11 protein-coding genes and 8 tRNA genes are annotated in these 11582 nt (G+C 45.4%); all 19 read left to right on the top strand.

All coding sequences use genetic code 11. The features are described 5' to 3' along the window. On the top strand, positions 1-194 hold a 194-nt coding region (locus tag Tfer_RS16020), incomplete at its 5' end, for a hypothetical protein (RefSeq protein WP_242843571.1). Between the two features lie 146 nt (positions 195-340). Continuing rightward, positions 341-2014, top strand: coding sequence for an N-acetylmuramoyl-L-alanine amidase (locus Tfer_RS08750; protein ID WP_052218087.1), 1674 nt, complete (start codon positions 341-343; stop codon positions 2012-2014). 501 nt (positions 2015-2515) lie between these two features. Further along, positions 2516-3484, top strand: a complete 969-nt coding sequence (locus Tfer_RS08745) for a GntR family transcriptional regulator (protein WP_052218086.1) — start codon at positions 2516-2518, stop codon at positions 3482-3484. 35 nt (positions 3485-3519) lie between these two features. Then, on the top strand, positions 3520-4494 hold the full coding sequence (locus Tfer_RS08740) for a 2-hydroxyacyl-CoA dehydratase family protein (RefSeq protein ID WP_052218094.1): 975 nt from the start codon (positions 3520-3522) through the stop codon (positions 4492-4494). A 5-nt stretch (positions 4495-4499) separates the two neighbouring features. Further along, the gene (locus tag Tfer_RS08735) at positions 4500-5261 is read left to right on the top strand and encodes an acyl-CoA dehydratase activase (RefSeq protein WP_152909014.1); all 762 of its coding nucleotides are present in this window, start codon (positions 4500-4502) and stop codon (positions 5259-5261) included. 17 nt (positions 5262-5278) lie between these two features. Then, entirely contained in the window at positions 5279-6049 is a 771-nt protein-coding gene (locus Tfer_RS08730) for an MBL fold metallo-hydrolase (protein ID WP_052218084.1), read from the top strand. 43 nt (positions 6050-6092) lie between these two features. Further along, positions 6093-6812 (top strand): ribonuclease PH, encoded by a 720-nt coding sequence (rph, locus tag Tfer_RS08725; RefSeq protein ID WP_052218083.1) that lies wholly within the window; start codon positions 6093-6095, stop codon positions 6810-6812. Between the two features lie 42 nt (positions 6813-6854). Continuing rightward, complete coding sequence (locus Tfer_RS08720) at positions 6855-7481, top strand: XTP/dITP diphosphatase (protein ID WP_052218082.1); 627 nt, start codon at positions 6855-6857, stop codon at positions 7479-7481. Then, positions 7466-7945, top strand: coding sequence for a metallophosphoesterase family protein (locus tag Tfer_RS08715; RefSeq protein ID WP_013121396.1), 480 nt, complete (start codon positions 7466-7468; stop codon positions 7943-7945). The genes Tfer_RS08720 and Tfer_RS08715 overlap by 16 nt, the downstream gene beginning before the upstream one ends. Positions 7946-8217: 272 nt before the next feature. Next, positions 8218-8294, top strand: a tRNA-Pro gene (locus tag Tfer_RS08710). 20 nt (positions 8295-8314) lie between these two features. Further along, positions 8315-8388 (top strand) — tRNA-Gly (locus Tfer_RS08705). A 31-nt stretch (positions 8389-8419) separates the two neighbouring features. After that, positions 8420-8495 (top strand) — tRNA-Arg (locus Tfer_RS08700). A 16-nt stretch (positions 8496-8511) separates the two neighbouring features. Next, a tRNA-His gene (locus Tfer_RS08695) sits at positions 8512-8588 on the top strand. Positions 8589-8679: 91 nt separating this feature from the next. After that, positions 8680-8755: transfer RNA gene (locus tag Tfer_RS08690), tRNA-Gln, on the top strand. 5 nt (positions 8756-8760) lie between these two features. Further along, positions 8761-8836, top strand: a tRNA-Lys gene (locus Tfer_RS08685). Positions 8837-9008: 172 nt separating this feature from the next. Next, positions 9009-9091: transfer RNA gene (locus Tfer_RS08680), tRNA-Leu, on the top strand. A 137-nt stretch (positions 9092-9228) separates the two neighbouring features. Continuing rightward, positions 9229-9303 (top strand) — tRNA-Gly (locus tag Tfer_RS08675). A 320-nt stretch (positions 9304-9623) separates the two neighbouring features. After that, positions 9624-10913 (top strand): trigger factor, encoded by a 1290-nt coding sequence (gene tig / locus Tfer_RS08670; RefSeq protein WP_052218081.1) that lies wholly within the window; start codon positions 9624-9626, stop codon positions 10911-10913. Between the two features lie 73 nt (positions 10914-10986). After that, positions 10987-11571, top strand: coding sequence for an ATP-dependent Clp endopeptidase proteolytic subunit ClpP (gene clpP, locus Tfer_RS08665; RefSeq protein WP_013121394.1), 585 nt, complete (start codon positions 10987-10989; stop codon positions 11569-11571). Positions 11572-11582: the final 11 nt, after the last annotated feature.

The raw sequence follows: 11582 nt of genomic DNA, 5'->3' as shown, positions 1-11582 counted from the left end.
ACACCCGCATGTTCGAAGATGGCGAAGGCCGCCGGGAAGTCCGGCACTCAACTTATGTAGGGCGCCCCGGGATGTTGATAAGGGAGGTTAAATGTTTTCCGGAGCGGGGCTTAAATCGTCCATCGGTCCGCGAGCCGCGTAAGCGGGAGCGGTTATCCGATGGAGATTTCGCCCGGAGCGGAGGAATCATTTAACCTCCCTGAATTTTATAGAATTACTTTATTAACAGCTTAGGGCTGCCTCAAAAAAGTGAGGCAGCCCTCAATTTGTTTGAAACGGTGGATAGAAAAATGAATTTTTTGGTTTTATTGGAGGGTTACTGGGAGGACTTTCGACATATATGTCGAAAAATGAAAATACCGGCATTTCCGGCCAGTTGCGGAAAAAGACGACGGAATTGGAGGTGACAAGAGTGCTTAAGTCCGCAAAATATTGGCGCTTATTGGTACCGGTACCGGTTGTTATGGCTTTTTTAATGTTTGGGACCGGTGCTTTTGCTCAGGACCTTCCTACAGGTCCCTGGAAGTACGGTAAAATTATTGGGACATATGTGCATAAGTTTTACGGACCAGGTAAAAAACTGCCCGGGAATTTTACTGTGGCTTCCAAAAGTGTGGTTATCACTGCCACCTCCTTGAATGTCCGAAACGGTCCCGGAACTACATATAAAGTCATAGCTACAGTAAAAAAAGGCATGGTTTTAAAGGTTCTCCGGCAAACTACCGGATGGTACAACGTGGTACTTCCCGATGGTAGGAACGGATGGGTGGCTGCCGGTTACGTAACAGTAAAAAATCTGAATCAGCCAAATCCTCAAGTGCCAAAGCCAGAGACACCGGGCGCTGATTTAGGTACCCCGACAGAAAAACACGGTGTTGTAAAGAGCGGCATTGTTAATGTCCGTTCAGGGCCGGGTACAACTTACCCGGTAGCAGCTAAAGTAACTAACGGTACCAGGGTCAGAATAACCCGGGAAACAGCAGAATGGTATAAAGTAACACTGCCTGACGGAAAGGAAGGCTGGATAGCCAAATACCTTGTGTTGGTGGAAAACCAGGTTCCGTCACGTGGAGATACTCCCGGTACCGGCAACAGTGGAGGCGATATACCGGGGGAAGCCGGTCGGCTTACGGAAGTCCGCGTTGAATCTGTCGGCGAGCAGGACATAGTTACTGTCAACGCTGACGCAACGATAACATATACTGTCTATGTGTTGGCTGAACCATACCGCCTGGTTATTGACCTGAATAATATGAAAAAAGATGACCTGCCGGAATCTTTTGCAGGAACAGGCAAATGGGTTCAGGGAGTTAGGTTAAGCCAGTATAGTTTAGAACCCTTAAAAGCCAGGCTGGTTGTCGACCTTGCCAGGTATCTCAGTTACAAGGTTAAGTACGCGGAAGACAAGAAATCAATTAGGATAGAAATTCAGGAACCTTCTATCAATGGTAAAACCATTGTAATTGATCCCGGCCATGGCGGTTATGACCCGGGGGCAATTGGCGTTACCGGTCTGCGGGAAAAGGATTATAACCTGGACACTGCTTTGCGGGTCTATAATCTCCTGAAGGAATTAGGCGCTAACCCGATTATTACCAGGGATACGGATACCTTTATCGCGCTTACTGACCGGGCTGCCATTGCCAACAATGCGCAGGCTGATGTTTTTGTCAGTATCCATGCCAACAGCTCCGAAAACGCCAGTTTAAATGGAACCAGCACTTATTATTACGCGCCCGAATCAGATCCTGTCTTATACGCCCAGGCAGATGCCAGGAGAAAACTGGCTGTGAAAGTTCAGGCTCAACTGGCGGCCAACTTGGGTATCAAGGATTTGGGTATTAAGACGGCCAATTTCTCAGTGTTGCGAAATACGGGCATGCCATCTATACTGGTGGAGTCTGCGTTTTTATCCAATAAAACGGAAGAAGCGCTGCTAAAAGACAGCGGATTCAGGGATAAGGTGGCCAGAGCCATTGTCGATGGATTGGTGGCCTACTTTACCGAGCCCTGATATTCCGCAAAACTGCTGCCCGGCACAACAGCCGTTGCCCCGCGGAAAGCCGCTGCACCGGTGAAACAACCGTTACCCTTGAGTTGCCGCTGTAACGGTGAAACAGCCGTTGCTCCGGGGCTACGCCTTCCCAGCTAAGGAGGGGTGGGTAGGGTTCTCCGCTACCAGGGAGCTTGGTGCTGCAAAACCGCAGACAGGCAGGCAGTGTTCCCGAACTCGATGGCTCATAATGATATCCTTAATAGTTAGGCCGCCTCGCGTCCAGGACACTCAACATGAGTTGAGTGCCGGACTTCCCGGCGGCCTTCGCCATCTTCAAACATGCGGGAACCCCCTGCCTGCCCGGCTGCGGTTTCGCGGGCGCAGTCGCTCCCAAACGTAGCCGGAGAATCCTGCCCACCCCTCCAATATCTAATATCAACCTTGTTATTACAAGCATAAAAATGTTATACTAGTTGGCAGAGGTGGTTCGGACCGGATTTTCAATTGGTGGAGTGGTAAATGATGGATATTGATGTTACCCGTACCAAAGGTATTCCTGTTTACCTTAAATTAAAGGACGAAATAAAAAGACTTATCCAGATTGGCCAATGGCCGCCCGGTACCAAAATTCCCACTGAACGTGAACTGGCTGAGCAGTTGAACATCAGCCGCAACACTGTAAGCAGCGCATACAAGGAACTGGAGGCTGAAGGAATACTGGTAAGTACCCAGGGGAAGGGTACCTTTGTTACGGACAGTGATGCCATAATTAAATGTGAATCCCGAAAAGAACGGTTGCTAAAAATCATTGATATGGCTCTGGAAGAAGCTATTGAACTGGGTTTTACCATAGAAGAGTTTTTGGCCATTACTTACAACCGGGGGATGGAAAAGAAGGAAATGCTCAGTCGCGTCAAAGTGGCTTTTGTTGAATGTAATAAAGAGCAGTTGGATGATTTTTCAAAGGAACTCCATTTGGGCTATGGTGTATCGATTGTCCCTGTATTGTTGGAAGACTTCCGGTCCCGGACAAAGGATGTCAATGAAAAGCTTTCTTCTACCGAACTGATAATTACCACATTCTTTCATTTGCAGGAAGTCAAGAGCCTGATGGCCGATAAATCAAAAGAAGTTATCGGGATAGCTTTAAATCCCCAGTTGGAGACTATTGTAAAAATTGCCCGTATTCCGGCAGGGAAGAAACTTGGTATTATATGTCTTTCCACAACTTTTACCGAAAAAGTGCGTAATTCATTACGCCAGGCCGGAATTGACCACCTTAAAATACAAACCACCACGACCAAAAACGAAAGTGAACTGAAAGAATTTTTGAGTCAAGTAGATGTGGTGGTTGTTTCACCAAACCGTAAAAAGGAAGTAATACCGATGGCGCCGAGGGGCAAGCCTGTAATCGAATTCCGTTATTTACCTGATACAGGTTCCGTTAATGTGGTGAAGACTGCTCTCATAGAATTAAAAGGGAAATAGACTGACACAAGTTAAACAGAAAGAGGAAAAGAATGTTGGAGAAGATAGGCATTACCACTACCATACCTGTGGAAGTCATCTATGCAGCGGGCTGTATACCTGTTGATTTAAACAATATCTTTATAACGGCTGAAAACCCGGCCGCTTTGGTTGAGGAAGCAGAATTGGCCGGTTATCCCCGGAATATCTGTGCCTGGATCAAGGGTATCTATACTACTGTTCTGGCCAACCGGGAAATTAGAAGGGTTATTGCCGTTACCCAGGGGGACTGCAGTAATACCCATGCCCTGATGGAAACATTACATATACAGGGCATAGAAATTATTCCCTTCGCTTTCCCCTATGACCGGGATTACGATATGTTAAAATTGCAGATTGAAAAACTGATGCAGGTTTTCGGGGTAGACTGGGAGCAGGTAGCTGAGCAGAAAAAGAGGCTGGACAAGGTCCGGGAGAAAGTCTGGCTCCTTGATGAGAAAACGTGGCGTGAAAACAGCGTCTCGGGTTTTAATAACCATTTATACCAGGTGATGTGTAGCGATTTTAACGGCAATCCGGAATTGTTCGCTCAGGAAGTGAAAGCGGTATTGGAGAAGTCAACTCCTTTGCCTGCGGGGGATGAAATCAGGTTGGGCTATATCGGCGTGCCGCCTATTATGACTGACCTTTATGAATACCTTGAAAAAAAAGGAGCCCGGGTAGTTTTTAACGAAGTGCAGCGCCAGTTTACTATGCCTTTTGCTACTTCTGATCTGGTAGAACAATACCGCCTGTATACTTACCCTTATAATATTTTTTGGCGTTTGCAGGATATTGCGGCGGAAATTGAGAAACGAAATCTCCACGGCATTATTCATTACGCCCAAAGTTTTTGTTACCGCCACATTCAGGACCTGATTATACGCAAGGAGCTGAAGGTGCCTGTGTTGACGCTGGAAGGCGACCGGCCTGTCCGGTTGGACGCCCGGACAAAAATGCGCATTGACGCTTTTCTTGATATACTGAGGTGATGCACTTGATATTTGGGTTTGATTTGGGCAGCCGGTATGTTAAACTGGCTACTTTGGCAGAGGATTCTTTTAACTTCTACAGATATGAAACGATAGAATTTTACAAGGAATTCGGCCGCAAGGAACAGGATTCACTGGTTATAGATTTTGCCAGATTAGGATTTGGCGAGACAGGGAAAATTATTTCTACCGGATATGGCAGAAATACTGTACAGATACAGGGTGGCCAAGATATACCGGAAATCAAGGCCCACGTATATGGAGCCAGGTGGCAGACAGGTTTGGAAGATTTTACTTTGCTGGATTTAGGCGGGCAGGACAGCAAGGTTGTCCTGGTGCGGAAAGGAAGACTTTTGGATTTTCAGACCAACGATAAGTGTGCTGCCAGTTCCGGGCGTTATCTGGAAAACATGGCTGCTGTCCTGGGCATAACCCTGGAAGAATTGTCCAAATATCACGAGGATCCTATAGACCTTAGCTCTACCTGTGCTATTTTCGGTGAATCGGAAATTATCGGGAAAATAATCGAAGGGCATAGTATAGCTTCCCTAGCGGCAGGAGTTAACTATACAATTTTTAAACGCATCAAGCCTATGTTGAGCCAGTTGCTCTGTGATAAAATTATTTTCACCGGTGGGGTAGCCCATAACGGAGCATTAAAAAATATCGTAGAAAAAGAAATGCAGGTTGAGGTTATTGTACCCCAGTATCCCCAATATAATGGGGCTATTGGCTGCTGCGTATATGGGGGAAGTCTACTGGAATAGGAGGATCGCCCGCATTCATGAAGTTTACTGTGCTTGGATGTTGGGCTCCTTACCAGAAAGCGGGAGGAGCCTGTTCAGGATACCTTTTGCAGAGCGAGAATACCAATGTTTTACTGGACTGCGGTAACGGGGTTTTTGCAAATTTACAGAGGTACATAAATTTTCGTCATTTGGATGCGGTGATAATCTCTCACTTCCATCCGGACCACTACCTGGACCTGTTCTGTCTCCGGCATGCGGTGATGGGAGCAACGAGGGACGGGTCCAGGCGGGGTCTATTGCCTTTGTATATTCCGGGTACTCCTGAAAAGATATACCAACAACTGAACCGGTATGCCGATGTTTTCCAAATTTTTAAAATTGAACCGGGAAACAGTATTGTCATTAAAGACCTTGTTTTCAGGTTTATACGGACAGAACACGCTTTAGAGACCTATGGCTTGACGGCGGCGGAAGGAAACCTGAAATTTGGCTATACGGCGGATACACGATATTTTCCCGGATTGGTGGACTTTTTCAGGGGTTGCAATCTGCTGGTTGCTGAGGCCAGTGTCTTAGAACAGGATAAAAAGTATGCGGAGATAGGACACCTTACCGTTAGACAGGCTGCTCAGCTTGCTAATGAAACGGGAACGAGCCGGTTAGTTTTAACACATTTCTGGCCTGAATATGACCCGGTGCGGATACGGGCAGAGGCTTTGGCAGTTTTCGACCGTGTTGAGCTGGCGGGCGAAGGTAAGGTTTTTACTATTGAAAACACAAAAGAAGAAAATGCACAAATGAAATAAAAACATTGAGGGTTTACAAAAAATACAATGGGAGGTTACCGATATGGAACGAAATGACGGTAGAGCTAATGACCAGTTAAGGCCCGTTAAAATAACCAGGCATTATATAAAGCATGCAGAAGGTTCTGTTCTCATAGAAATGGGCGATACTAAGGTGATTTGCACCGCTACGGTAGAGGATAAAGTGCCGCCTTTCATGAAGGGCGAGGGAAAAGGTTGGATTACGGCCGAATATGGTATGCTGCCCCGGTCGGCTGCGACGCGCATCCCCAGGGAAGCTGCCAAAGGGAAAATAGGCGGGCGCACTTATGAAATTCAACGCTTAATTGGTAGGTCCCTCCGGGCTGTGGTTGACCTGGAAGCCCTTGGTGAACGTACTGTTACCGTTGATTGTGATGTAATCCAGGCCGACGGAGGAACGCGAACAGCTTCCATCACAGGTGCTTTTGTGGCATTGGTAGATGCTTTGCGACATCAGGTTGACCAGGGAGTATTGGAAAAATTTCCGGTGCTTGATTATATGGCGGCTGTCAGCGTAGGAAAAGTAAACGGGGAAATTTTACTGGACCTGGCTTTCAGTGAAGACAGTGTCGCTGAGGTAGACATGAATGTGGTCATGACCAGAGGCGGTAAATTTTTAGAAATACAGGGAACAGCGGAAGGTAGTCCCTTTGACAGAGAGGAGTTGGAGAAGTTTCTGGAGATGGCCGGAAAGGGAATTCAACAGCTTATACAGGCACAGATGGAAGTCCTGGGAGAGTAACCTTTTATCTGGCGCCTAAATAAAATGAGGAGAGATAGGTTTATGAAGGTTGTGTTGGCAACACGGAATCAAGGTAAGGTTAGGGAATTAGAAGCAATGCTGGCCGGTATTGAAGGGATAAAGGTGCTGTCTTTTCAAGATTTTCCGGAAATGCCCGACGTTGCTGAAAACGGCCAAACCTTTGAGGAAAATGCCGTGAAAAAAGCCAGGGAAGTGGCAGAATATACTAATCTGGTAGCTGTGGCCGATGATTCCGGCCTGGAAGTGGACTATTTAAACGGCGCCCCGGGAGTCTATTCGGCCCGTTTTGCCGGGGAGAATAAAAACGATACGGAAAATAACCACAAGCTGCTGCGCCTTTTACACGGCCTGCCAATGGAGCAGAGAAAGGCCAGGTTCAGGTGTGTTATTGCAATAGCTACTCCATGGGGAGATATTTATACTACTGAAGGAAACTGTGAAGGTTTTATTGGATTTGAGATGGCGGGGGACAAGGGGTTTGGCTACGATCCATTGTTTTACCTGCCTGAATATGATAAAACCTTTGCTCAGTTGGATTTGGAAGTAAAAAACAGAATCAGCCACCGGGCCAGGGCGCTGGAAAAGGCAAAAAGCATTTTGCTTGACCTTAAGGAAAGGATTGAGAAGGAAACATGCGGATTGGGGTAGTCAGTGACAGCCATGGGCGGATGGACTTCCTCAGGGATGCTGTTAAGGAGATGCGGGAAATCGACCTGTTATTGCACGCCGGCGACCACTATAAAGACGCTCTGGACCTGGCAAAAGAATTAACCATACCCGTTTATGCTGTGGCAGGCAACTGTGACTGGCATGTCAACGGTCCTGATGAGGAGGTTATCGAAGTTGCGGGCCGTAAGATATTGTTGACACATGGCCACAGCTATAATGTAAAAAGCGGCAACGACCGTTTGATTGAAAAAATCAAAAAAGGTAATTACGACCTTATCGTATACGGCCACACCCATATTCCGGAAGTTTTACCCGTGGGGAGCGCTTTCATATTTAACCCCGGCAGTATTGCCAAACCCAGGCGGGGCAATACCAGGACTTACGGGATAGTTGAATTAAAAAATTATGGACTGCAACCGTATATTAAAGAGATTTCCGGATAAATATATAGGTTGTTGAGGATTTATTTTTAATATGTTATAATAATAAAACGCAATAGGCGTATACCAAGCTATGTAAATTACTAAAATAAGAAAACAGTATACAGGACAAGTATATCCGAGAGAGAATAAGCTAACAGTTATTAAATGTTTTTATTGCAAAAACATTCCTTTTAAAAAGTGTTGACGCTTCAGACAATTTGCGTTATACTATTCATTGCACTGCTGATTTGCAGTGAAGTCACGGAGCGATGCATTTTCATTGTCAGGTCCGGCGGGATGTAGCGCAGCTTGGTAGCGCACTTGCCTTGGGAGCAAGGGGTCGGGGGTTCAAATCCCTCCATCCCGACCAGCTAAATACAATTAGATTATGCGGGTGTAGCTCAATGGTAGAGCCCTAGCCTTCCAAGCTAGTCGCGTGGGTTCGATTCCCATCACCCGCTCCATTAATTTTCAAAAACCTATCTTCTGTTACATGCGCCTATAGCTCAGTGGATAGAGCAACGGACTTCTAATCCGTGTGCCGGAGGTTCGAATCCTCCTAGGCGCGCCATTGGGGTTAATTTATGGTGGCTGTAGTCAAGCGGTTCAAGACACAGGATTGTGGCTCCTGCATTCGTGGGTTCGAATCCCATCAGCCACCCCAAAGTTGTTAATTGACAATTGACAATGTACAATTGACAATTGTTTAATAGAGGTTTGTTTGAGGGTATTTTAATTGTCAATTGTTTCGTTGTTGGGGCGTAGCCAAGTTGGTAAGGCACGGGACTTTGACTCCCGCATGCGTTGGTTCGAGTCCAGCCGCCCCAGCCATTTATGAGCCATTAGCTCAGTTGGTAGAGCACCTGACTTTTAATCAGGGTGTCGCTGGTTCGAGTCCAGCATGGCTCACCATTTAGAAATTGAACCTTCGGAAGTGATTTTCCGAAGGTTTTTTGGTACAGAAAACCGATAGTCGTGTCTCATTTTGAAGTAAGGTATTTGAAGCCTTAAAGGTAATTGCGGAGTATCCTTGACATCCCCTTAAAGCTATGTTAGAATCATTTATGCGTTAGGGCCAAGATGTGCGGATGTGGCGGAATTGGCAGACGCACCAGACTTAGGATCTGGCGGGAAACCGTGGGGGTTCAAGTCCCTCCATCCGCACCAAAATTTGGGTACCTTAAATTAATGCCAATTGAAACTTGCTGAAGCTTTGTTCATTTATGCCGAAAAATTGCGCTGTAAAAATTGACAAGCCTGATATTTTAGGATAAAATTTCAATTATGAATAACCGATAACTTATGCGGAAGTGGCTCAGTGGTAGAGCATCGCCTTGCCAAGGCGAGGGTCGCGGGTTCGAATCCCGTCTTCCGCTCCATTATTTTTATCATTTTGAGTTGTTTAAATTGAAATCAGCTACCCACATCGGTTGAAGCTGACTTGTAATAAACTGCAGGATTTGGGGTTTCAACAAATTTTTCGTTGTCGATAAGACCTCGGTAGTGATTTACTTCACCTGCCGGGGTATTTTAATATCTTAACATTTTTTAAAAAAATGCAGGAAACCCGAATGTATTGTTGAATAATGTTAAGATGGTTTTACCAACGGTTACAATTAGCAGATACTGGCTAGACTATAATGACACTTATTGAATTTTGTTTTACATATTATTAATAAAGGTCTAAGGAGGAGCATAAATGAAAGTAAACATGGAGAAGATAGAGAAGAATCTCGTTAACCTCGAAATTGAAGTAGAGCAGGAAAAATTCGCCCAAGCTATGGAAAAGGCCTTTAAAAAAGTGGCTTCTAAGGTGTCTATCCCAGGCTTTAGGAAGGGCAAAGCTCCAAGAGTTTTGGTTGAAAGAAAAGTGGGCAAGGAATATTTATATGATGAGGCATTAGAGTACATAGTACCGGAGGCATACTTTGACGCCGTAAAAGAAACAAAAATTGAGCCCATTGATAAACCGAATATTGAGGTTGTTCAGATTGGGGACGAAAAACCTCTTATTTTTAAAGCAAAAGTCGAAGTCAAACCGGAGGTTAAGCTTGGGGAGTACAAAGGCCTCGAGGTTAAAAAGCCGGAAGTCAGCATCACCGATGAAGATATTGAACAGGAGCTGGAGAAACTCCGTCAGCGCCATGCCCAGATTATTAATGTTGAAGATGGAGAGGCCCAACTTCATGACACTGTCGTCATTGATTTCGAAGGGTTTGTTGACGGCGTTGCTTTTCAGGGAGGAAGCGGCAAAGACTATTCTCTGGAGCTGGGTTCCGGCACCTTTATTCCCGGCTTCGAAGACCAACTGGTAGGGGCGAAGGTTGGCGAAACCAGGGAAATCAAAGTAACTTTCCCTGAGAATTACCATGCTGCTGATCTTGCTGGCAAGGATGCCGTCTTCAAAGTAGAGGTTAAGGCAATCAAGAGGAAACAACTTGCAGCCATAGACGATGAATTGGCCAAAGATGTCAGCGAGTTTGAAACCCTTGAGGAATTAAAGAAGGATATTTCGAATAAACTAAAAGAAGCTGCCGAACAAAAAGCAGAACATGAAATGAAGGACCTGTTGGTGGCCAAAGCGGTGGAAAATGCCGAAGTAGAGATACCTAATATAATGGTTGAGCAGAGAATTGATTCTATGATTCAAAGTCTTGCCCAACGTTTATCTTTGCAGGGATTGAGCCTGGAAGAATATCTGAAGTTTACCAATTCAAACATGGAGGCTCTCAGGGAACAGCATCGCCCGGATGCTGAAAATAGAGTAAAAGCCACTTTGGTTTTAGAAGCAATAGCGAAAAAAGAAAATATTGAACCAACAGAAGAAGACCTTGAAGAGGAAATTAAAACAATGGCTGCTCAATATAACGCAGAGCCAGGATTAATGAGAACCTTTATTGAAAACCAGGGAAATATGGAAGCGCTTAAACAGTCAATTGCCATCAATAAAACTGTCCAGTTTTTGGTGGACCATGCAACGATTAAATAAAATATTTAAGGGCAAAGAGAATTTTTGCATAAAATTATTAACAAGTGTATAATTAAAGTGAGGTGTCCTATATATGAATTTAGTTCCTATAGTAGTAGAGCAAACCAACCGTGGTGAACGGGCTTACGATATTTATTCCCGGTTGTTAAAAGACCGTATAATTTTTATCGGTGGGCCAATAGATGATATGGTTGCCAATCTGGTAATCGCCCAGATGTTATTCCTGGAAGCAGAAGATCCTGATAAGGACATTCATATTTACATCAACTCCCCCGGTGGAGTAGTTACAGCAGGTATGGCTATCTACGATACCATGCAGTATATTAAGCCGGACGTTTCAACTATTTGTATGGGTCAGGCTGCCAGTATGGGTTCCTTCTTATTGGCTGCCGGGACGAAAGGGAAAAGATATGCCTTGCCCTATACCAGGATTATGATCCACCAGCCGCTGGGCGGTGTTCAGGGACAGGCGACGGATATTGATATCCATGCCAAGGAAATTCTGCGTATGAAATCTGTTTTAAATGAACTCCTGGCGAAGCATACGGGCCAACCTGTGGAAGTAATTGCCAGAGATACGGAAAGAGATTTCTTTATGTCTGCGGAAGAGGCCCGGAAATACGGCATTGTCGACGAGGTGATCTCGGTCAGGAAGTAAGGAACAAGAGG

This window comes from Thermincola ferriacetica (assembly GCF_001263415.1).
Lineage (GTDB): Bacteria > Bacillota > Thermincolia > Thermincolales > Thermincolaceae > Thermincola > Thermincola ferriacetica.
The sequence above is the reverse complement of the archived record's forward strand: the minus strand, read 5'-3'. Positions and strand labels throughout refer to the sequence as shown.